Below are 23,015 nucleotides of genomic sequence, written 5' to 3' on the forward strand. Positions count from 1 at the left end.
AAACGAACCGTAACAGGATCACTGTTTTGAGGATCGAATATCGCGCGGACTACGCGGCGATTTCAAAGGGGTTTTAAACGTGTCGCATAGAAAAAGTCATGGCTCGCTGAAAGAAGCTGAACCTGTGGGTAATGTGCCGGCATTGATGGCCAAAACAGATGTTGTTGCAGTTGTACCCAATGGCGCTGATTACACAGTGCCTCCTTTGTCTGAGAGTCCGGAGCGCTTTGTAAATCGCGAGTTCTCATGGCTGCAATTTAACAAGCGGGTTCTTGCCGAAGCTGTTAATAAGCATCAGCCGCTGCTGGAGCGCGTACGCTTTCTGTCGATTTCTGCTGCCAATCTTGATGAATTTTTCATGGTGCGTATTGCCGGTCTTGCAGGGCAGGTGCGTGCCGGTGTTGCCACGCGCTCGGCTGATGGCCGCACGCCGCAGGAGCAGCTGGATTTTGTGCTGGCAGAAGTTGCCACATTGCAGGCCGCGCAGCAGGAAACACTGCAAATGCTGCGTAAGGAGCTTGTGCAGGAAAATATCGAGATTATCCGCTCTGACCGTTTGAAGAAAAACGATAAGAAGTGGCTGGAACATCACTTCCTCGATACGATTTTTCCGGTTCTCACACCTTTATCGCTCGATCCGGCACATCCGTTTCCGTTTATTCCGAACCTCGGTTTCTCGATGGCGCTGCAATTGTCGCGTATTACCGATAAGCATCCGATGGTTGCGCTTTTGCGCCTGCCGGTCGCACTGAGCCGTTTTGTGCAAGTGCCGTCAGAAGCCGGAACCTATCGCTTTATTACGCTGGAAGATGTCGTCAGCCTGTTCATCGAACGGTTGTTTCCAGGGTATGAAGTGCGTGGTGCCGGTACATTCCGCATCATTCGCGATAGCGATATTGAAGTAGAAGAAGACGCGGAAGATCTGGTGCGCCATTTCGAAACCGCTTTGAAGCGCCGCCGTCGCGGTAAGGTGATCAGCATTGAATTCGACAGTGATATGCCGGAAGCGCTGCGGGTTTTCATGACGATGGAACTCGGTGTCTCCGAAAGCCGTGTCAGTGTTCTGCCCGGATTGCTGGCGCTGACAATGATCTCGGAAGTGGTTGCCATTCCGCGCGATGATCTGAAATTTACTCCCTATAATCCGCGTTTTCCGGAGCGTATCCGTGAACATGGCGGCGATTGCTTAGCGGCAATCCGCGAGAAGGACATTGTCGTTCACCATCCATATGAGTCGTTTGATGTCGTGGTGCAGTTTTTGCGTCAGGCTGCGCTTGATCCGAATGTGCTGGCGATCAAGCAGACACTTTATCGTACTTCCAACAATTCACCGATTGTTCGCGCACTGATTGATGCCGCTGAAGCCGGTAAATCGGTAACAGCGCTGGTGGAACTGAAAGCTCGCTTTGATGAGGAAGCGAATATTCGCTGGGCACGCGATCTGGAACGTGCCGGTGTGCAGGTGGTATTCGGCTTTATCGAATTGAAAACACATGCGAAAATGTCGCTGGTGGTGCGCCGTGAAGATGAAAAATTGCGCTCCTATGTGCATCTTGGCACCGGCAATTATCACCCGATTACCGCCAAGATTTACACCGACTTGTCGTTCTTTACATCCGATGCGGATACAGCGCGCGATGTGGCGCATATCTTTAATTTCATCACTGGTTATGCGCAGCCTGCGGACGGTATGAAACTGGCTATCTCACCGTTTTCTTTGCGCAAGCGTATTCTCAAGCATATTGCTGATGAAATCGAGCACGCTCAGGCTGGTCGTCCGGCTGCAATCTGGCTGAAAATGAATTCGCTGGTTGATCCGCAGATTATTGATGCGCTCTATAAAGCCAGCAGTGCAGGGGTGCAGATTGATCTGGTTGTACGCGGTATTTGCTGTCTGCGTCCGCAAGTGCCTGGTTTGTCAGACAATATCCGCGCCAAGTCGATTGTTGGTCGCTTCCTCGAGCATTCGCGCATTTATTGCTTTGGTAACGGGCAGGACCTGCCGTCCAAAGAGGCCATTGTTTATATCAGTTCAGCCGATATGATGCCGCGTAACCTTGATCGCCGCGTGGAAACGCTGGTGCCTGTTACAAATGTGACCGTGCATCAACAGATTTTATCGCAGATTATGCTTGCAAATCTCTACGATAATCAACAAAGCTTTGAGGTACTTTCAGACGGAACCTCCAAGCGGATTAAACCCGTGGACGGGGAAGAAGCTTTTAACGCTCAGGAATATTTCATGACAAATCCAAGCCTGTCCGGCCGCGGCAAGTCTCTGAAGTCATCAGCACCGCGTTTGATTGCGCGTCATAACCGCGTGCGCGCAGAGCGAAACCGTAACGCATGACTTTGTCCGTGGCACAGGGCCGTTTAAAAGGTCTGGAACCGGTTGCAGTCATTGATATCGGTTCCAACTCCGTGCGTATGGTTATCTATGAAGGTATCGTGCGTGCGCCGACGATTTTCTTTAATGAAAAAATTCTGAGCGGTCTTGGCAAAGGGCTGGCTCAAACCGGACGTCTGAATGATAAGTCGGTCGCCAGCGCCCTTGAGGCGCTGCGGCGTTTTCGTGCGCTCGCCAAACAGGCCGGTGCAACAAAAATCTATACGATTGCGACTGCCGCAGCCCGTGAGGCTGAAAACGGATCGGATTTTATTACGCGCGCAGAGGAAATTCTGGGCGAGAGCATCCAGATTCTTTCCGGCCGCGAAGAAGCCTATTATTCCGCTATGGGGATTATCTCCGGCTTTCATCACCCGAACGGTATTGCCGGTGACCTTGGCGGCGGCAGCCTTGAGTTGGTTGATGTGCATGGCGATAATCCGGATAAGGCCATTGGCAGCGGTATTACTTTGCCGCTTGGTGGTCTGCGTCTTCAGGATATGTCCGGCGGCAAGATTACCGAAGCGGCCAAGATTACCCGTAAGTATGTCGGCGATGTTTCCTTCCTGAAAGAAGGTAAAGGTCGTACATTCTATGCGGTTGGCGGTACATGGCGAAACCTCGCCAAGCTGCATATGAGCGCCAAACATTATCCGCTGCATGTTATGCATGGCTATGCCATGGATCCGGAAGATGCCTATCACTTCCTTTATCGAGTGGCGCGGTTTGATATTGATCATATGCGCGGCATTGAGGCCGTGTCCAAAAACCGTCGACAGTTGTTGTCCTATGGTGCGACAGTGCTGATGGAAGTTGTGAAGCGCATGGAACCGGCACAAATTGTCTTCTCGGCGATGGGTGTGCGTGAGGGCTATTTGTATTCGCTGCTTTCCAAGAAAGAGCAGCGGCTTGATCCTCTGCTGTCGGCAGCGGAAGAGCAGGCGGTCTTGCGTTCGCGTTCCCCGCGCCATGCGCATGAGCTGGCCGACTGGACAGGCTATGCCTTTGAACAGCTGGGCTACGATGAGACTGAAGACGAGGGGCGTGATCGTCGTGCTGCTTGTCTCTTGGCGGATATCAGCTGGCGCGCGCATCCTGACTATCGCGGTCCGCAGGCGCTGAATATCATCGCCCATGGTTCTTTCATCGGGATTGACCATCCGGGGCGCGCTTATATGGCGCTGGCCAATTATTACCGTCATGAAGGTGTGATGGATGATGATGTTGCGCCGGAGATTATCCGCATTGCTACTCCGCGTTTGCGCGAGCGTGCGCGGGTTCTGGGTGCTTTGTTGCGTGTGGTCTATCTGTTGTCGGCGTCGATGCCGGATGTGATTCCGCAGCTGAAATGGCGACAGGAAGGCGATGTACTGGCGCTGGTCGTGCCTGATGCCTATCGCGATCTGGTCTCAGAGAGACTGGATAACCGGTTGAATGTGCTGGCTAAGGTAACCGGCAAGACGCTTCGTTTCGTGATTGAATAAAATAAAAAGGCCGGATTATTAAATCCGGCCTTTTTATTACATTGCTTTATCGAATTTATATCGGGCTTGCACCAAGCCGCTTGGAAAAGCTTGCTGACCCGTAAGTTTCCACCGGCTCATGGACATATCGCCTTCAAACAGCCGCACACCTTTGCCGATTGTGGCCGGTACCCAGCTTAAAGTCAGTTCATCAACCAGTTGCTGTTGCAAACCTTGCCGCACAACATTGCCGCCGTCGAGATAGACGTGTTTCAGACCGCGTGTTGTCAGTTCCGGCAGCAGATCACTGAGTGTACCGTTAAAGCTGGTTTCACCATAGAGCGGTGTCAGCGGGCGGCTGGTCAGCACTACTACTTGTTTGCCCTCATAAGGCCAGAAGCCGAAGGTGAGCACTGTGTCATAGGTATTGCGCCCCATAACCAGCACATCAACATCAGCCATTAGCGCATTATAACCGGTATCCTCTGGCGGATCGGTCTCGACAATCGACAGCCATGACAGATCATTGTCAGGACCGGCAATATAACCATCAAGACTGATACCCAGAAAGACGCTGACTTTGATCTTGTCACTCATGTTCAATCCAGCGGTACAGCTTTGATCTTACGGTTTTCAAACTTGATGCCGATTTTGCCTTCGATCATCTGCAGTGCTTTTTCACCGAATAATTCACGGCGCCAGCCTTTCAGAGCCGCTACATCCGCTGCATTGCCCTTAGCCGCAATCTGATCAATATCATCGGAGGAGGCGACGACTTTCGGTGCCACGCCATGATCTTCGGTGATAATTTTGAGCAGAAGCTTGAGCACGTCCGAAGCTGCTCCGGTGCCTTCCGGTGCATTATGCTGCTTTGGCAGGCGTGGCAGGTCTTCTTTAGGAATGCTCAGCGCTTCATTGATTGCTTCAACCAAACCTTGCGCATGGGAGGAGCGCTCCCAGCCTTTCGGCACTGTGCGCAAGCGCGACAAAGCCTCGGCATCGCGCGGCTGTTGCTGGGCGATTTCCTGAATCGTATCGTCTTTGATCACACGACCACGCGGCACATTACGCTCACGTGCAGCACGTTCGCGCCATGCTGCAACTTTCTGCATAACAGCAAGTTCAACAGGTTTACGCAGGCGGATTTTCAGACGCTTCCATGCATCGTCCGGATGCATGTCATAGGTCTCGCGCGCCGTAAGGATGCGGATTTCTTCGCTTACCCAGTCGTTGCGATCTTCTTTGGTCAGCCGGTCTTGCAGGTAAAGATAGACATCGCGCAGATGCGTAACATCGGCCAGTGCATAATCCAGCTGCTTGTCACTCAACGGGCGACGACGCCAATCGGTGAAGCGGGAGGATTTGTCCAGATTAACGCCGGTAATACGCGCAACCAGCTGATCATAGGAGATCGCATCGCCAAAGCCGCAAACCATCGCTGCAACCTGCGTGTCAAACACCGGTTCAGGGATCAGGTTTCCGAGATGGAAAACGATTTCTATATCCTGGCGGGCGGCGTGGAAAACTTTGACAACAGATTTATCCGCCATGAGAGCGAAGAAAGAGCTGAGATCAATGCCCGGTGCCAGTGCGTCCACCAATGCAGTTGTGTCCGGCGATGCCATCTGGATCAGGCAAAGCTCCGGCCAGAACGTGGTTTCGCGAATGAATTCGGTATCCACAGTGACAAAATCAGATTTTGAAAGCTGTGAAACGGCCTTTTCAAGACCCTGTGTTGTCGTAATCAGTTCCATTATTTTTCTATAACCAATCACAATTGCTTTGTCGCGAAAAACTAAGTTTAAAAATTACATATCTTGTGACTTTACTACAATTCTGAAGGCGCTGTTGTCTGTTGCTCACAGGCAAGAGCAGTTATAGAACATACAGAATGAATCAATTTGGCTGCAGAATGGTCTGACACTTGACTTTTTGCGGCCAAAATGCGCTTGTCCGACAACATAAAAATCAGATTTTGATCTTTGATTTTACGTTTATTACCACTCTTCTGAAGGCAGAAAACATGCATCGTTACCGCAGCCATACCTGCGAAGCCCTCCGCAAGTCGGATGTCGGCCAGACAGTTCGTCTATCCGGCTGGGTTCATCGTGTCCGCGATCACGGCGGTATTCTCTTTATCGACATTCGCGACCATTATGGTCTGACCCAGATCGTTGCTGATCCGGAAAGCCCGGCATTCAAAATCGCTGAAACCGTTCGCGGTGAATGGGTTATCCGCGTAGACGGTGAAGTGACCGCCCGTGCCGGTGAAGCTGTGAATCCGAATTTGCCAACCGGCGAAATCGAAGTGGTTGCCAAAGAGATCGAAGTTCTGGCCGCTGCTAAAGAATTGCCTCTGCCGGTGTTTGGTGAGCCGGACTATCCGGAAGATATCCGTCTGAAATACCGCTTCCTCGATCTACGCCGTGATACGCTGCATAAGAACATTATGAAGCGCACCAAGATCATTGCAGCGATGCGCCGTCATATGAACGAAATCGGCTTCAATGAATTTTCAACGCCGATCCTGACTGCGTCTTCGCCTGAAGGTGCGCGCGACTTCCTCGTGCCGAGCCGTTTGCATGATGGTCAGTTCTATGCGCTGCCACAGGCACCGCAGCAGTACAAGCAGTTGCTGATGGTTGCCGGTTTCGACCGCTACTTCCAGATCGCACCTTGCTTCCGCGATGAAGATCCGCGTGCAGATCGTTTCTATGGCGAGTTTTACCAGCTCGATCTGGAAATGAGCTTTGTCACTCAGGAAGAAGTCTGGGAGACAATGGAACCGGTTATGCGCAGCATTTTCGAAGAATTTGCTGATGGCAAGCCTGTAACCCAGAACTTCCGTCGTATTGCTTATGATGATGCGATCCGCACTTATGGTTCGGATAAGCCTGATCTGCGTAATCCGATTGAAATTCAGGGTGTGACCGAGCATTTTGCCGGTTCCGGTTTCAAGGTTTTCGCAAACATGATTGCGAATGATCCTAAGGTTGAAGTCTGGGCAATTCCGGCCAAAACTGGTGGTTCACGTGCATTTTGTGACCGCATGAACTCATGGGCACAGAGTGAAGGTCAGCCGGGTCTCGGCTATATCTTCTGGCGTAAAGAAGGCGATAAGCTGGAAGGCGCTGGCCCGATTGCTAAGAATATCGGTGAAGAGCGCGTTGAAGCAATCCGTACCCAAATGGGTCTGGAAGATGGCGATGCCTGCTTCTTCGTTGCCGGTCTGCCGTCGAAATTCTACAAATTTGCCGGTGATGCGCGTAACCGTGCCGGTGAAGAACTGAACCTCACAGACCGTGATCGTTTTGAACTGGCCTGGATCATCGACTTCCCGTTCTATGAGTGGGATGAAGATAACAAGAAGCTCGACTTCGCCCATAACCCGTTCTCCATGCCGCAGGGTGGTCTGGAAGCGCTGGAAACGCAGGATCCGCTGTCGCTCAAAGCCTACCAGTATGATCTGGTCTGTAACGGTTATGAATTGGCATCCGGTTCTATCCGTAACCAGTTGCCGGAAGTTATGGTCAAAGCCTTTGAAAAGGTTGGCCTGAGCCAGCAGGATGTGGAAGATCGCTTCGGTGGTCTCTACCGTGCGTTCCAGTATGGCGCACCTCCGCATGGTGGTATGGCTGCCGGTATCGATCGTGTGGTTATGCTGCTTTGCGGCGTGCAGAACCTGCGTGAAATTGCACTGTTCCCGATGAACCAGCAGGCTGTTGATCTGCTGATGGGGGCGCCTGCTGAAGCTACTCCGGCTCAGCTGCGTGATCTGCACATCCGTGTGAACCCGATCAAAAAAGACTAACCTGCCAGCAGGTTAGATGATTTAAACGCCGCGTCTTATCAGATGCGGCGTTTTTTATTGCCTGTAAACTGGACAATAAAAAACCCGGCTCAAAGGCCGGGTTTTCTGTAATCGAAGATCTGTCGATCTTACTGATTAGCTGTCAGCTTAACAGCCAGCAGATCAATAAGCTTCTTAGGATCAGCAGTTGCAGTCGCAGCAATCAGAGCGAAGGATACAGGCGCATCCGGCTTCGCAGCGATTGTCAGGGACTTTGGATCGTCCAGATAGGTGTTGAGGGCAGTAGTTGCCTGAATTGCGAAATCCGCATGGCCGAGATAGCCAACCATCAGCGGTGCAATGCCTTTGATCTGGTTGACCATGTCTTCGCTGCTGATACCCTGCTGTTTGCCGTAGTATTCAAGCAGTTTAGGAGTCAGGGATGCGTCGTCATAACGGAAGGAGATGCCGCCGATTGACAGCTGCTGCATCAGACCAAGCATAGCCATTGTTGCTGCATCGTTGTTTTCACCGCTGTCAGCAAGCTTCTTATTGGCTTCCTGAATGGCTTTGATGAACTTTGTATCATAGCCGCCCAGTTTGAGTGTGGTGTCAAACTTGCCGAGATCAGCAACGTCAAATTCCATCTTGTCCATGACGAGGTCACCTTTTTCAGGTTCCCATGAGCCAGTGGAGGTGATCGCCATTTTCAGCTGCTTGTAGCCGAGGTCAATCATCGGATTTGGTGTGGCTTCGCCTGATTCTGCTTCCGACTTCTTGCGGACTTCTTCCATTTTCTCAATGTCGAGATCAATGGATTTAACACCGAATTCGTAAGTCATCGGTGTGCCTTTGGTATAGGCAGACGATTTGGCAGAAATGTCTTTAATATTAGCCATTTCCTGACCATCTTCAGCAACAACCAGACTGTCAACTTTGAAAGTCTGGTAGGCCATCATCTTGGCAATGACATCTTCTTCATTGTCAGCTGCCAGATAGATTTTGCCGATTTCGATGCCTTTTACATCGATTTTGGTCTTGTCATCGGTCTTCGAGAAATCCTGGAAAGTTGCTGTTTCAGCGGTGTAAGCGCCTTTGCCATCTTCAGCGACATCTTTCAGAACGATATCGCCAACAGGAAGCTCACCGATTTCGGAGTTCGGAACGGTTACTTTGGTGTCGCGCAGCGTTACGGTTGTACCGTCTGTTTCGACTTTACCAAATGCAATCTTCGTGCCCTGTTCCTCAAAACGAGCCTGCAGACGCTTTGCAACATCATTTCCGTCCAGCGCATAAGCTGAACCTGCAAAGATTACAGTGAGTGCTGTAGCAACGGAAAGAGTGCGTGCAGCTGTATAAAGCGGTTTCATAACCGGCATAGGAAGGCTCCTTGGGATGTTTGCCTATATTTACATGCGAAATACTTGGATTGTCTATAACAGGACAATTTTGGCTTTTTCGTAACAGTGACTTTATTTCACTGCAAGTCACACTTCGGTATCAGAGAAAATCTGCCGTCATAATCGTTGTATTTTTGACGAAATAACGAGAATAATGCGGAAAACCGGCCTAGTTGCTGTGTGTAAACGCATCCTGACTTGCCGCAGAATCAGCCGCTTGCTAACCATATACTATGGGTAAAAATCTGATTCCGCCATCAGGCGGCGATGATCACGTCGAAACAGTTGATCTGAAATCGGCGCTTGAAGAGCGCTATCTGGCTTACGCGCTGTCCACGATCATGCATCGTGCGCTGCCGGATGTGCGCGACGGTCTGAAGCCGGTTCACCGCCGCATCATGCACGCTATGCGTTTGCTGCGCCTCAATCCGGGCAGTTCCTATGCCAAATGTGCGCGTATTGTCGGTGATGTGATGGGTAAATTCCATCCGCATGGCGATGCGTCGATCTATGATGCTCTGGTACGTCTGGCGCAGGATTTCGCAGTGCGCTATCCGCTTGTCGACGGGCAGGGCAATTTCGGGAATATCGACGGCGATAATGCTGCTGCGATGCGTTATACGGAAGCCCGTATGACCGAAGTGGCATCATTGCTGCTCGAAGGTATCACGGAAAACGCCATTGATTTCCGCCCGACCTATAATGAAGAAGATCTGGAGCCGGTGGTTCTGCCGGGCGCATTCCCGAATCTTCTGGCCAATGGTTCATCGGGTATTGCTGTTGGCATGGCGACCAATATTCCGCCGCATAACGTGGCAGAACTTTGTGACGCCGCATTGCTGCTGATCCGCAATCCGCAGGCATCAGTTGAAGAACTGGTGCAGCTGGTGCCGGGACCTGATCTGCCGACCGGCGGTATTCTGGTTGAGCCGAAAGAGAATATTCTTGAAGCCTATCGTACCGGCCGCGGCGCTTTCCGTGTCCGTGCCAAGTGGGAAAAAGAAGATCTCGGCCGTGGTACATGGGTAGTTGTGGTCACCGAAATTCCGTATCAGGTGCAGAAATCGCGCCTGATTGAGAAGATCGCTGAACTGCTGCTGGCGAAAAAACTGCCATTGCTCGACGATATTCGTGATGAGTCGGCAGAAGATATCCGTATCGTGCTGGAGCCGAAGAATCGCTCTGTCGATCCTGAGCTTCTGATGGAATCGCTGTTCAAGCTGACAGAGCTTGAGAACCGTGTTTCACTGAATATGAACGTGCTTTCCCACGGGAAGGTGCCGAATGTTCTCTCATTGGGCGGTGTGCTGCAGGAATGGCTGGAACATCGTAAAGAAGTTCTGCTGCGTCGTTCGCAATATCGTCTGGAAGAGATTGAAAAGCGCCTTGAAATTCTGGGCGGCTATCTGATCGCTTATCTCAATCTGGATGAGGTTATCCGCATCATCCGTGAAGAGGATGAGCCGAAGCAGGAGCTGATGCGCACCTTCAGCCTGACGGATATGCAGGCTGAATCGATTCTGAATATGCGTTTGCGCTCTTTGCGTAAGCTGGAAGAGTTTGAAATCCGCAAGGAATTCGACGGTTTGACTGCTGAAAAAGCGCAGCTCGAAGAATTGCTTGGTTCGGAAATCAAGCAGTGGAAGGCGATCAGCGGAGAGATTAAAAAGGTTCGTGAAACTTACGGCCCTGAAACACCGCTTGGCAAACGTCGCACGCAATTTGCTGAAGCACCAAGTCACGATCTGGAAGACATTCATCAGGCGATGATCGAGCGTGAGCCGGTTACGATTGTCGTGTCTGAAAAAGGCTGGATGCGCGCCATGAAGGGGCATCTGCCGGACTTCTCCGCATTGTCTTTTAAAGAAGGCGATAAGCTGAAGCTGGCCTTCCATGCGGAAACGACGGACAAGATTGTTGTGGCAACCACCGGCGGCAAGTTCTTCACCATTGGTGCCAATACCCTGCCGGGTGGCCGTGGCCATGGTGAACCGATCCGTATCATGGTCGATATGGATAATGATCAGGATATTCTGAGTGCTTTTGTGCATGATGCCAGCGCTAAATTGCTCTTGGCGTCGCATGAAGGTTATGGCTTCATGATCAATGAGAGCGAAGTGATTGCCAATACCCGTAAGGGCAAGCAGATCATGAATGTGAAATTGCCGGATGAGATGAAAATCTGCCAGCGCATTACGGGAGATACGATTGCTGTCGTCGGTGAAAACCGCAAAATGCTGGTCTTCCCGTTGGCGGAACTGCCGGAATTGTCACGTGGTAAAGGCGTACGTCTGCAGAAATACAAAGATGGCGGCATATCCGACATTCGTACTTTTGCGATTGATCAGGGACTGACCTGGCAGGATTCGGCGGATCGTACCTTCACGCGCAGTAAAGACGAATTACAAGAATGGACGGCTGACCGTGCAACTGCAGGGCGCATGGTGCCGAAAGGTTTTCCGCGCACCGGTAAATTTACATCGTAAGAACATCATTCGGGCGGGCTCTGGTAGGGAAGAGTCCGCCCGACCTATATTTATAGAATGGGAAGAGTGACTTAATCATGCCGGTTGAATCAAAATATCAGGTCTTGCGTCAGGTTCCGGATGTCCAGACCTATTGTCATTTGCGTGCAGCCAGCGGGCTTAGTGCAAAGACCGTTGAAGCCGCAGAGCGCGGTTTGAAAAATTCGTTGTTTGGCGTGCAAATTTCGGACGGTGAAAAGATCGTCGGCATCGGGCGCGTCATTGGTGACGGCGGTACGACCTATCAGGTTTGCGATATTGCAGTTTTGCCTGAACATCAGGGACAGGGGCTCGGCAAACTGATCATGACCGAGATTATGGCTTATCTGGATGAGAATGCGCCGGAAAGTGCTTATGTCAGCCTGATCGCTGATGGTCCGGCTGCGCATCTTTATACCAAATATGGCTTCGCACCGGTGACGCCTGCATCTATCGGTATGGCGTTCAAGGTTGGCCGTAAGGCTTAAGATGAATCTCATTGTGAGATTTATTTCCTAACGGATTGAAATTAATAGAAAATAGTAACACACCCGCATAGTTTTATGCGGGTGTTTTTGTTTAATCAGCAATATCTGTCAGCTGCCAGCCATTGGCTGTGAGATGTTCTTGCGGTTTATAACGGGTCTTATAATGCATTTTTGCAGAGCCGTTGACCCAATAACCGAGATAGACATGCGGCAGGCCAAGTGCATTACAGCGCATAATATGGTCGAGAATAATATAGGTTCCGATTGAGCGGTCAGCCAGTTCCGGATTGAAAAACGAATAGACCATGGAAACACCGTCACCCATCACATCGGTGAGTGCGGCAGCAATCAGCGGCCCTTCGCCCTTGCCTGTGATCATCGTATCGGCGCCACGCATGCGGTATTCAATGATCTGTGTGTTGACGTGGCTGTCCTCAACCATCATCGCATAGTCCAGCACAGACATTTCTGACATGCCGCCATTATGGTGCCGGCTGTTGAGATAATCATGGAACAGCGCATATTGTTCTGAGCTGGGCTCCGCTTTATTGGCGAAACCGATCAGATCCTGATTGCGTTTCCAGATACGGCGCATGGAGCGTGTCATCTTGAATTCGCCGGCCAGAATACGCACGGACACACAGGCGTTACAATTTTCACAAGCAGGGCGGTAAGCAATATTCTGAGAGCGGCGGAAACCTGCCTGCGTTAGCAGGTCATTCAGCTCCGGTGCGCGATTTCCAACCAGATGCGTAAAAACTTTGCGCTCGGCACGATTGTCCAGATACGGACATTCAGTCGGTGCGGTCAGGTAGAATTGCTGTGGTTGCGGTTGATGCTGTGTCATGATTTGCCCGTCAATACGACAATAAAGACGACTTGAAATTATACGTCTCAAATTGTGCAGTCAAAAGGCCTGCAGAATGGTTAATCATAATAGAATTGAGCAGGATGTAAAATCCCGCTTTCGTGAATTTGTAGTCATAGCGCATAAGCGACGATAATTAAGCTGATAATGCAAACAGCGCAGAAAACTCTGCGCTGTTAAAATCTCTAAATGTTGTTGTTACGGATTGGTGCGTACAATCACCGCGCCGAGCAGCATATCATGCACTGCGCGTTTGTAGTCCAGAAACAGCGTTGCCAGCAGGATCAGCGGTGTCAGCAGCACATTGGCCGCCCAGAACAGCACCGAGTGCACAACGGCGAACACGCCGTCAATCGGTTTGCCGTCCATACGCTCAATCCGGATACCCATCATGCGCATACCTGTTGTGGCTTTATTCGGACCACCGACAGTAAAATACACATAAGGCAATGCCACCAGCGGCAGCAAAATACCGTAGAGCATCCAGCCAAGACCCAGTGTCAGAATGCCGAGAAAGGCAATCAAAATGGCAACCGGAATACACAGCAGCAGCACAATGAAATAGTCGATCAGAAAGGCGAAAATACGCCTTGATCGCACACCTTCATAGAGGCGGCGGTCTTCAAAACGCGGCAGAACAATATCATGGTTGATTGTTCGGTCATTCATCGGCTTATGATTGCTCCTTATACTCTCTTATAAGTTGAGAGATAGGAGGCACACAGCCGGATTTCAAGGTTTTATGTTTCGATGAGCTAAAATACAAAAGAGCACATCCTGCTTCAGCAGAATGTGCTCTTCATAGATATTATAAGCCGGATCAGGCGTTTTTGAGCTTCTCAGCCACTTCCAGCGCGAAATAAGTGAGAATACCGTCGCAACCGGCACGTTTAAACGCCAGCAGGCTTTCCATCATGACTTTTTCTTCGTCAATCCAGCCATTCTGACCGGCGGCTTTGATCATCGCATATTCACCGGAGACCTGATAAGCGAAGGTCGGCAGCGCGAACTGGCTTTTGATACGCTGAATAATATCAAGATAAGGCATGCCAGGTTTGATCATCAGCATGTCTGCGCCCTCACACACATCCTGCTCGGCTTCTCGCAACGCTTCATCCGTATTGGCCGGATCAAGGTAATAGGTTTTCTTGTCGCCTTTCAGAACACCGGCAGTGCCGATTGCTTCACGGTAAGGGCCGTAGAATGCAGAGGCGAATTTGGTGGCATAGGACATGATCGGCAGGTGCTGGAAGCCGTTGGCATCCAGTGCGTCGCGGATGGCACCGATGCGGCCGTCCATCATGTCAGAAGGTGCAATAATATCCGCACCGGCTTCAGCCTGTGCCAGTGCACCGCGTACAACAACCTCGACGGATTCATCATTGAGAATAATACCGTCGCGCAGAATTCCGTCGTGGCCATCCGTTGTGAAAGGATCGAGCGCAGCATCAGTGATAATGCCGATTTCCGGCACTTCTTTCTTGATCGCACGGGTGACTGAATTGATCAGATTGTCCGGATTGGCGATATAGGAGCCATCTTGCGTTTTAATATGAGCCGGTTCATTCGGAAAAGGAGCAATTGCCGGAATACCAAGCTTGGCAGCTTTTTCTGCCTGACGCACTGCCATATCCACGGAATAGCGATGCACGCCTGGCATCGCAGCAATAGGAGAGGCAACATTGTTACCTTCGCACACAAAGAACGGCCAGATCAGATCATTAACGCTTAACGCATTTTCCTGAACCAGACGGCGGGACCATTCGGTGCGGCGGGTACGACGCAGGCGGCGGCTTTGGGTGATTTCATCAATATTACGCATAATACCTTTTCCGTAATTCGGCGTAAGGAAAGGCGGGATCAGGCTATTCTATAGTCTGGAGATACCGCGCAGGCCAGATCAGGAGCCTTAACACTCTAATTGCGGTAACAGCTTGATAAAAACGCTTTTTGAGGTGTGAAACATTGCCGCGCTTAAGATTGGGAAGGCCTGTAATATGCAATGTTAAGCTATGGCCTTGGTTGAAAAATTAGCTACAGTCTGACCAGATAGCGCTAAAATATATTTGCGGGCAGGAGAAAATGATGGACAAGGCACAGCAGTCAGCAACCTCTCATGCAGGTTCAGTGGATTTCGGCGGCGATGATGAAATCGGCTTTGCTGTGCATGGTGCTGTAGGCTTAATCCGGCTGACCCGCCCGAAAGCGCTGAATGCCCTGACCCATAAAATGATTCAAGCTATGGAACGGGCTTTATTGCAATGGGCAGATGATCCGCAGATCAAAACCATTCTTATCGAAGGTGAAGGACGCGCTTTCTGTGCCGGAGGTGATGTCGTTGCCGCCTATCACGCCGGTAAAAATGGCGCGCCGGCCTATGATTTCTTTAAAGATGAATATCGGCTCAACCGGTTGATTGCGGCCTATAAGAAACCCTATGTGGCTCTGCTTGACGGTATTACGATGGGCGGTGGTGCCGGTGTGTCCGTGCATGGTTCACACCGGATCGTGACAGAAAACACGATGTTTGCGATGCCGGAAAGTGGTATCGGCTTTTTCACCGATGTCGGCGGCAGTGCTTTTTTACCTGCATTGCCGGAGAAGTTCGGTTTCTATCTCGGCTTAACCGGCTCTGCTATTCGTTGGGGCGATTGTCTGCATAGCGGCATTGCAACCCATGCTCTGAAAGCTGATCAACTGGATATGCTGCGTTCAAAGCTGATTGCCGGTGAAAATCCTGATGATATTCTGAGCACTATGCCGATGAGCGAACCGGAATGGGAGACTTCCGAGCAGGACAGGGCGCTGACCACCCGCTGTTGCAGGGCAGACAGCATTGAGCAGATTATTGCGAATTTCACTGCAGCCGGAGAGGCCGGTGATGAAAAAGCTGCCGCAATTGCGGATTTGCTCGGCAAGCGCTCTCCGACCAGTTTGAAGGCGATTTTTACACTTTTTCAGGATGCAGAAGCATTTATTCGTGCAAACAACCAACTGAGTTACAGCGCACGCTTGGATAGGCAGATGCAAATAGAGTACGCTCTGGCAGAGATTCTGCTGCAAGGGCATGATTTCTATGCGGGGATTGGCGCTGTTCTGATTGAAAAGACCGGCAATCCTGTGTGGAAACCAGCAAGTCTGGCGGATGTGAAACTGCCCGATTTCGTGCAGCATAATTGAATAAACCGTTGCAGAGACGCAGCTTTGCATTTGCAATGGTAATGAGATGAAGAGCGAGCTGTTTCAAACATGAAACAGCTCCGAATAAAGGTAAAGAACCGCATGGTGGATGATCAGCTGAGATTACGCACGGGAGATTCAGCCCTGCATAGCTGGTTCGTTCTGTTCATGCGGTTTGTTGCACTCGTTTGCCTTGCCGGTGGTATTTATTATTGGATGCGTCTGATCGGCCTTTATCCGGGATTGCTGTGGCGTTTCGATCTGATGCCCTGGCAGTGGCAAACCGTCAGCGTAAGTCTTGCCGTTGCCTTGCCGATTGTTGCTACCGGCTTATGGATCCGCGCCTCATGGGGCGCTGTGCTTTGGGTGATAACAGCTTTGGCACAGGCATTGATTTACACAATTTTTGCACGTTCTTTTGAATATTTTCCGGCCTTGGCAGCGCTGAATGTCGGCTTCCTGCTGATCTACATCGTATTCCGTATCGGCTTGTTTATGCAGGGAAAAAGAGCACTGGCAACGCCGGTACGCTAACTGCGGCACTCCCTGCCTCATGAGTTTTCAGTTGAATAACCGGCCGTTAACCGGTTGTTAGCCTTGCGGCTTAAGCCGAATTTCACCGCTGCTTCTTACAGTCATCGCTAAGCACTATGCCGGTTTTCTGCATGTCACACAGGGATATGTGGTGCTGCTGGCTTTTGCTTTGAAAAGCGGAGACAAGCTGAATGCAAACGCACGAGCCGTTTCAGACAACACATTGCGGAGCAGGGCACAAGGATGCCCTTGCAGGCTATGAGACTGTGCAAAGCGCAGAGCATGGCTCAGGCTTGCAGGTGTTATGTCTGGAAGTTGAGCGTCAGCTGAACCGCCATTACAGACGTTTGCTGGCTTTTTTCCACGGCGCATTTTCTGACAGGCAGAACTATCCGTTAAATGCGGAGCAGGCGGTAATGCTGTTTTGTATCGGCAATGGCCTGCGCGATACGGCGCAGCTTTATCGCACGATTGAGCCTCTATCCTCGCAGACCGTGATTATGCTCGCCAGCCTGATTGCACAGGGGTATGTGGTTTCTGCCGCTGAAAGCTCCGATGATCTGACAGTCCTGAGATTGACAGCGAAGGGGCAGGCCGTCGCCGATGGTCTTTTCGAGCTTTATGATTACGTGTTTCTCGATGGTGCAGGGCGCGATGTGCCGGATGCGACACGTCTGGCTTCAATGCATAATTCGCTCTGGCGCTTGCAGCGCTTCAGCCTTGTTAAAGCCGCAGCCGTATAAATCCGTCGGATAAGACCAGCCTTTATCGTTGCTGAATCGCCACAATTCCGGATTAAGCATATTTATGATAGTCATTTTTAGCTCATGATAATGATAAGAGCTTGCCGGAATGCTTACAGACATGTTTAAGCCACAAAACTGTTTATAGCGGTTAAGTCCGGCAGGATGTTTGGCGTCCATGCAACTGATGTGAGTTTGATCAGTTATACTGCTATTCGGGTTGATTATTGTTTCAGAGTTAAATTGTGAGCAGGGAAAGCGAAGCGGCTTTTCTGTTGATCTGCCTGTGTCGCACAGTCTTGCGATGGGAATTCTGGCGATGTGAATTCCGGTGAGCAAGTTGCTGTTGCTGCGGAGTGAGGATGAAAATATGAAGCATAGTGTAAAAGACGGAAAAACAGCAAAGGCGCTTGATCGCCGTTTGTTTTTGCGTGGCGCTGCCGGTCTGGGACTGGCTGCTTTGTCGGTGCCAGCGGCTACTTCCGCTGCATTTGCTCAGGCTGTGGGTCTGAATGATGTGCTGTCATCCGGTCGTCGCGGTAACTGGAGTGATACATTTGATGCGCGCGGTACTGGTGGTGCCAAAGCCATTGCAACCAACCAGCCAATCATGAGCCCGCAGACGCTGAATTATATCAGCGCGGCGATCAATCAGTATAATATGATTGTTGCCAATGGCGGCTGGCCGACAGTGCCAGGCAATGAGCGCCTGCGCTTAGGCATGAAAAGTCAGGTTGTGCCGATCCTGCGCCAGCGTCTGATGATTTCCGGCGATCTGCCGGAGGGTATCGGTTCTTCTACTTCCTTTGATACCTATGTGGATGCTGCCGTGAAGCGTTTTCAGGCGCGTCATGGTTTGCCAGCCGATGGTGTAATGGGCGATATGACCTATAAGGCGCTCAATGTCAGTGCCGATGTTCGTCTCGGTCAGCTCAATACCAATCTGCAGCGTCTTGGCTCTCTTGCCAATGTTGATCAGACCCGCTTCGTGATGGTCAATATTCCGGCAGCACAGATCGAGGCGATTGAAAACGGCCGCGTTGTGCAGCGCCATACGGCCGTTGTCGGTAAGATCGATCGCCAGACACCGATCCTGACTTCAAAAATCCACGAAGTGATCCTCAACCCGTACTGGACAGCGCCAAAGTCGATTATCCGCAAGGATATCATTCCTTTGATGCGTAAAGACCCGCAATATCTGACCAAAAACAAGATCCGTCTTTATAATGGACAAGGGCAGGAAGTGCCGCCGGAAACCGTTGACTGGAATACGGAAGATGCTGTGAAGCTGATGTTCCGTCAGGATCCGGGCAAGATCAATGCTATGGCATCGACCAAGATCAACTTCCATAATGCCCATGCTGTTTATATGCATGATACGCCGCAAAAGGGCACGTTCAACAATCTGATGCGTTTTGACTCATCCGGCTGTATCCGTGTGCAAAATATCCGCGATCTCGATGTGTGGCTGTTGAAAAACACCAATGGCTGGTCGCGTGACAGCATTGAGGAAACCATCAAGAGTGGTCAGAATAACCCGATCCAGCTTGCTGATCCTGTGCCGCTGTATTTTGTTTATATCTCGGCATGGTCAACCGGTGACGGTATTCCGCAGTTCCGTGATGATATTTACAAGATGGACGGCGCTTCTGAACTGGCTATTGGTACTGCGATCTGAGATTTTTAGTCTTGGAGCATAAAAACAGCAGGGCAGTTTTGAAAAAGACAGCAGCCGGTTTACTCTCAAAACTGCCTTCTGTGCATAAGATAATTTACTGATAAAGCCGCCTTCGGGCGGCTTTTTTGTATCTTAAACGATATAAATCGGACTTTAGCCGTTTTACGTCATGAGATATCGCCTGCTGGCCATGGAGCAGTCATGACAAGTGTGATATTGCCACCCGACATAGGAATGCGCTAAGCCGCAAGCTACATTGAATTTACGTGCTTTTTGTTCTGCATTTTGATATGCGGATGAACATTGAGCGTATCCCGAAAAGTGGGAACCGGTTTTCGGATAAGATACGCGTCAAAAACAAATAGCGAGGAATTCCATGACCGTCGCAAACAGGCGACGGGAGTGGTGTCTGATTGACTTTTGACTGGGAAATTGACTGGGAACCGGAAGGAATAGGATATGTCGCAGGCGAACGGTGCTTCTCTCGAAGCATTCTTTAATAAGGGTCTTGAAGAAGCGGATGCTGAAATTTTCGGCGCAATCCGCAAGGAACTTGGCCGTCAGCGTCACGAAATCGAGCTGATCGCATCGGAAAACATCGTTTCCCGCGCAGTGCTTGAAGCTCAGGGTTCAATCCTCACCAACAAATATGCCGAAGGTTATCCGGGCAAGCGTTATTACGGCGGTTGCCAGTATGTTGATATCGTCGAAGAACTGGCGATTGAACGTGCGAAAAAGCTGTTCGGCGCAGAATTCGTCAACGTGCAGCCGAATTCCGGCAGCCAGATGAACCAGGCTGTATTCCTTGCGCTGTTGCAGCCGGGCGATACATTCATGGGTCTTGATCTGAATTCCGGTGGTCACCTGACCCACGGTTCTCCGGTAAATATGTCCGGTAAATGGTTCAATGTTGTATCTTATGGTGTACGTGAAGACGATCACCTGCTGGATATGGACGAAGTGGCACGTCTTGCCCGCGAACATAAACCAAAGCTGATTCTGGCCGGTGGTACTGCTTATTCCCGTATCTGGGACTGGAAGCGCTTCCGTGAGATCGCCGATGAAATCGGTGCTTATCTGATGGTTGATATGGCGCATATCGCGGGTCTGGTTGCTGCCGGTGTTCATCCGTCACCAGTGCCGCATGCGCATGTTTGCACCACAACCACGCATAAATCCCTGCGCGGTCCGCGCGGTGGTATGATCATGACCAATGACGGTGATCTGGCCAAGAAGTTCAACTCGGCTGTATTCCCTGGTCTTCAGGGCGGCCCGCTGATGCATGTGATCGCCGGTAAAGCGGTAGCACTGGCAGAAGCTCTGCAGCCGGAATTCAAGCTCTATGCACAGAATGTTGTGGCAAATGCCAAGGCTCTGTCAGAGAACCTGAAGAAAAACGGTCTTGATATCGTTTCCGGCGGCACTGACAACCACTTGATGCTGGTTGATCTGCGTCCGAAGAATGCAACGGGTAAGCGCGCTGAAGCAGCACTGGGTCGTGCAAATATCACCACCAACAAAAACGGTATTCCGTTTGATCCTGAAAAGCCTTTTGTAACCTCCGGTATCCGCCTCGGCACACCGGCCGGTACAACCCGCGGCTTCGGCATTAAAGAATTCGAACAGATCGGCGATATGATCACCGAAGTGCTCGATGGTCTGAAAACAGCCAATTCTGATGAAGGCAATGCCGCTGTTGAAGCTGCTGTTCAGAAGAAGGTTATTGAACTGACAGCAAACTTCCCGATGTATGGCTATCAGGGCTAAGCTTGCTTTGCTGATGTTGTAAAAAATGACGCCGCGTATCACATAAGTGTTACGCGGCGTTTTTATTGCGGCGGGTTATTGATGCCGGAATGTATCTTTGAAGGACGCAGGGCTGTTTATCACGCAAGATGCGCATAAAAATAAATGGCTGGTGCATTTCAAAGGATTCAATTTAACATTGGAAATGTTCTAGCTGATGACAAAAGGGTCCATCTGCTTTAGATAATTTCAATCTGAAATATTTATTGTCATTGGTGCTGTTTGTTTAGCTGCAATGACCGCTGCGTTGTAAAGCGTGGCATAGTTTGAGAGTTTCGCCATGCGCTGCCCGTTTTGCCAGTCCGATGATACACAGGTTAAGGATTCCCGTCCGGCAGAGGACGGATCAGTAATCCGCAGACGCCGTGTTTGTCCTGTTTGCGCTGGTCGTTTTACCACTTTTGAGCGCGTGCAATTGCGCGAACTGATGGTGGTGAAGAAGAGTGGCCGCCGTGTACCGTTTGACCGCGATAAGCTGATGCATTCTGTGCAGGTGGCATTGCGCAAGCGCGAGGTTGATGCGGAGCGTGTGGAACGTGCCGTCTCCGGCATTGTACGCCAGCTGGAAAGTTCCGGTGAAGTGGAGATTCCGTCGGAGGAAATCGGTCGCTTGGCAATGGAAGCGCTGAAAGGCGTGGACGATATTGCTTATATCCGCTTCGCTTCCGTCTATCGTAATTTCAGTGTTGCTAAAGATTTTCACAATGTCATTGATGAACTCGGGCAGCCGGAAAATTCTGCATCGGCAGAGAATGAGGAATAAGTTCGGGGCGCATCATGTGCCCCGTCAGTTTGCAGATTGCTGCTTTTGAATGAATATCTGAGACAGGAAGTGGTTTTGTGTGAGCCGCCGGTCTCTTTTGAACAGAATGTATTCTGGCAACCGGAAATTTCGGGTCAGATACGTGTTAAAGTAAATAGGTTTTGCATCTGTTTGGCTTAAAGGCGGGCAGTACAAAACACTCCGTACTGGAATTTGGCATATGAATGAACCTCAGAACGCAACAGCCCGTCAGAACCAATCTGCGCAGGCAAGTGCATCAGAGCTCGATAAGCGCTTTATGGCGGCTGCAATCCGCTATTCACGCCGCCATCTTGGCATTACGGGAACCAATCCTTCTGTGGCAACGCTGATTGTGGCTGATGCCGGGCACGGGCCGGTGATTGTCGGACGCGGTGTGACAGCTGAGGGTGGCCGTCCGCATGCGGAGACACAGGCGATTGCCGAGGCCGGTGAATTGGCTAAAGGCGCTACAGCCTATGTTACGCTGGAGCCTTGCGCCCATCACGGCCATACACCGCCTTGTGCCAGTGCGTTGGTAACAGCGGGGATCAAGCGTGTTGTTGCTTCCAGCAGCGATCCTGATCCGCGTGTTGCAGGGCGTGGCTATCAGATTTTGCGCGATGCAGGACTGGAAGTTATCACTGATGTCTGTCGTGAGCAGGGCGATGATGAGCTGGCTGGCTATCTGTCACGCTCTTTCCGCAAACGTCCGGAAGTGATGCTGAAACTGGCGTTGTCGGTTGACGGCTATGTCGGTTGTGTCGGGCGCGGCCAGATCGCGATTACTGGTGCTGTCAGTATTTCACAGGTCCATATGCGCCGCGCGCAGACCGATGCGATTATGATCGGTGTCGGAACCGTGATTGCCGATGATCCAATTCTCAATGTTCGTTTACCGGGCTTGCAGGATCGTTCACCGATCCGCGTTATTCTAGATAGCGAGCTGCGCACTCCGCTGACCTCGAAGCTGGTGCGTTCCGCACGTCAGGTGCCGCTGTGGATTGCCGCCCGTAACGATGCTGATCCGGTCAAGCGCCAGCAGCTGATTGAAGCCGGTTGCCGTATTCTGGCAACGGAATGCGAAGATGAGAAAATCGCTCTTCCGGAATTGCTGGATGACCTAGCTGCACAGGGTATCGCCACTTTGATGGTTGAAGGCGGTGCCGTGGTTGCGCAGGCATTTCTCGCTGCCGGATTGGTTGATAAGCTGATGATCTTTGATGGCCCTAACCCGATCCTGCCGAATGGCGATGGGCAGGCACTGGCGGTTGAAGGTTTGCAGGCATTTATCGCCGCAGATTTCGTGAAAACCAGTGAGAGCCATTTTGCATCAGATGTTTTGAGCCAGTATAAGCGAAAATAAATATCTGCTAATATACTATCGCTGCAAT

18 protein-coding genes are annotated in these 23,015 nt (G+C 50.9%); 12 read left to right on the plus strand and 6 right to left on the minus strand.

All coding sequences use genetic code 11. The annotated features are described in order from the left end of the window. The first annotated feature begins 145 nt into the window (after positions 1–145). On the plus strand, positions 146–2,350 hold the full coding sequence (locus tag DFR47_RS02435; RefSeq protein ID WP_113943198.1) for an RNA degradosome polyphosphate kinase: 2,205 nt from the start codon (positions 146–148) through the stop codon (positions 2,348–2,350). After that, positions 2,347–3,870, plus strand: a complete 1,524-nt coding sequence (gene ppx, locus DFR47_RS02440) for an exopolyphosphatase (RefSeq protein WP_113942800.1) — start codon at positions 2,347–2,349, stop codon at positions 3,868–3,870. Before DFR47_RS02435 ends, ppx begins: the two co-directional genes overlap by 4 nt. Before the next feature lie 36 nt (positions 3,871–3,906). Here the strand turns inward: ppx and DFR47_RS02445 are convergent, their stop codons facing one another. Both DFR47_RS02445 and rnd read right to left on the minus strand, forming a co-directional pair. Beyond that, complete coding sequence (locus DFR47_RS02445; protein ID WP_113942801.1) at positions 3,907–4,446, minus strand: dihydrofolate reductase family protein; 540 nt, start codon at positions 4,444–4,446, stop codon at positions 3,907–3,909. Between the two features lie 2 nt (positions 4,447–4,448). After that, positions 4,449–5,603 carry a ribonuclease D gene (rnd, locus tag DFR47_RS02450; protein WP_113942802.1) on the minus strand — a complete coding sequence of 385 codons (1,155 nt, stop codon included), beginning with the start codon at positions 5,601–5,603 and terminating at the stop codon, positions 4,449–4,451. Between the two features lie 269 nt (positions 5,604–5,872). Here rnd and aspS point away from each other — a divergent pair, with 269 nt between their 5' ends. Then, the gene (aspS, locus tag DFR47_RS02460) at positions 5,873–7,660 is read left to right on the plus strand and encodes an aspartate--tRNA ligase (RefSeq protein ID WP_113942804.1); all 1,788 of its coding nucleotides are present in this window, start codon (positions 5,873–5,875) and stop codon (positions 7,658–7,660) included. Positions 7,661–7,788: 128 nt separating this feature from the next. On the opposite strand, the gene DFR47_RS02465 is transcribed toward aspS, so the two are convergent. Then, entirely contained in the window at positions 7,789–9,018 is a 1,230-nt protein-coding gene (locus DFR47_RS02465; RefSeq protein ID WP_113942805.1) for a hypothetical protein, read from the minus strand. Positions 9,019–9,272: 254 nt separating this feature from the next. Between DFR47_RS02465 and parC the strand changes: the two genes are divergently transcribed. Together parC and DFR47_RS02475 are read left to right on the plus strand one after the other, a co-directional pair. Next, positions 9,273–11,525: a DNA topoisomerase IV subunit A gene (parC, locus tag DFR47_RS02470; protein WP_113942806.1), complete on the plus strand. Its 2,253-nt coding sequence runs from the start codon at positions 9,273–9,275 to the stop codon at positions 11,523–11,525. A gap of 77 nt (positions 11,526–11,602) precedes the next feature. After that, positions 11,603–12,031, plus strand: a complete 429-nt coding sequence (locus tag DFR47_RS02475; protein ID WP_113942807.1) for a GNAT family N-acetyltransferase — start codon at positions 11,603–11,605, stop codon at positions 12,029–12,031. A 91-nt stretch (positions 12,032–12,122) separates the two neighbouring features. On the opposite strand, the gene DFR47_RS02480 is transcribed toward DFR47_RS02475, so the two are convergent. From DFR47_RS02480 to hemB, 3 genes are all read right to left on the minus strand, one after another. Next, complete coding sequence (locus DFR47_RS02480) at positions 12,123–12,878, minus strand: arginyltransferase (RefSeq protein WP_113942808.1); 756 nt, start codon at positions 12,876–12,878, stop codon at positions 12,123–12,125. Between the two features lie 219 nt (positions 12,879–13,097). Further along, positions 13,098–13,568, minus strand: coding sequence for an RDD family protein (locus DFR47_RS02485; protein ID WP_113942809.1), 471 nt, complete (start codon positions 13,566–13,568; stop codon positions 13,098–13,100). A 151-nt stretch (positions 13,569–13,719) separates the two neighbouring features. Then, positions 13,720–14,721, minus strand: a complete 1,002-nt coding sequence (gene hemB, locus DFR47_RS02490; RefSeq protein ID WP_113942810.1) for a porphobilinogen synthase — start codon at positions 14,719–14,721, stop codon at positions 13,720–13,722. Positions 14,722–14,984: 263 nt separating this feature from the next. Between hemB and DFR47_RS02495 the strand changes: the two genes are divergently transcribed. The 7 genes from DFR47_RS02495 to ribD all read left to right on the plus strand — a co-directional run bounded on the left by DFR47_RS02495 (position 14,985) and on the right by ribD (position 22,987). Then, positions 14,985–16,079 carry an enoyl-CoA hydratase/isomerase family protein gene (locus tag DFR47_RS02495; RefSeq protein ID WP_113942811.1) on the plus strand — a complete coding sequence of 365 codons (1,095 nt, stop codon included), beginning with the start codon at positions 14,985–14,987 and terminating at the stop codon, positions 16,077–16,079. Between the two features lie 102 nt (positions 16,080–16,181). Continuing rightward, complete coding sequence (locus DFR47_RS02500; RefSeq protein WP_113942812.1) at positions 16,182–16,613, plus strand: DUF6163 family protein; 432 nt, start codon at positions 16,182–16,184, stop codon at positions 16,611–16,613. A 191-nt stretch (positions 16,614–16,804) separates the two neighbouring features. Continuing rightward, on the plus strand, positions 16,805–17,356 hold the full coding sequence (locus DFR47_RS02505) for a hypothetical protein (protein WP_113942813.1): 552 nt from the start codon (positions 16,805–16,807) through the stop codon (positions 17,354–17,356). A gap of 370 nt (positions 17,357–17,726) precedes the next feature. After that, positions 17,727–19,034 (plus strand): L,D-transpeptidase family protein, encoded by a 1,308-nt coding sequence (locus DFR47_RS02510; protein ID WP_113943199.1) that lies wholly within the window; start codon positions 17,727–17,729, stop codon positions 19,032–19,034. A 459-nt stretch (positions 19,035–19,493) separates the two neighbouring features. After that, entirely contained in the window at positions 19,494–20,801 is a 1,308-nt protein-coding gene (gene glyA / locus DFR47_RS02520; protein WP_113942814.1) for a serine hydroxymethyltransferase, read from the plus strand. 319 nt (positions 20,802–21,120) lie between these two features. After that, positions 21,121–21,603, plus strand: a complete 483-nt coding sequence (gene nrdR / locus DFR47_RS02525) for a transcriptional regulator NrdR (RefSeq protein ID WP_113942815.1) — start codon at positions 21,121–21,123, stop codon at positions 21,601–21,603. Between the two features lie 220 nt (positions 21,604–21,823). Continuing rightward, the gene (gene ribD, locus DFR47_RS02530) at positions 21,824–22,987 is read left to right on the plus strand and encodes a bifunctional diaminohydroxyphosphoribosylaminopyrimidine deaminase/5-amino-6-(5-phosphoribosylamino)uracil reductase RibD (protein WP_113942816.1); all 1,164 of its coding nucleotides are present in this window, start codon (positions 21,824–21,826) and stop codon (positions 22,985–22,987) included. Positions 22,988–23,015: the final 28 nt, after the last annotated feature.

This window comes from Pseudochrobactrum asaccharolyticum (assembly GCF_003314995.1).
Lineage (GTDB): Bacteria > Pseudomonadota > Alphaproteobacteria > Rhizobiales > Rhizobiaceae > Pseudochrobactrum > Pseudochrobactrum asaccharolyticum.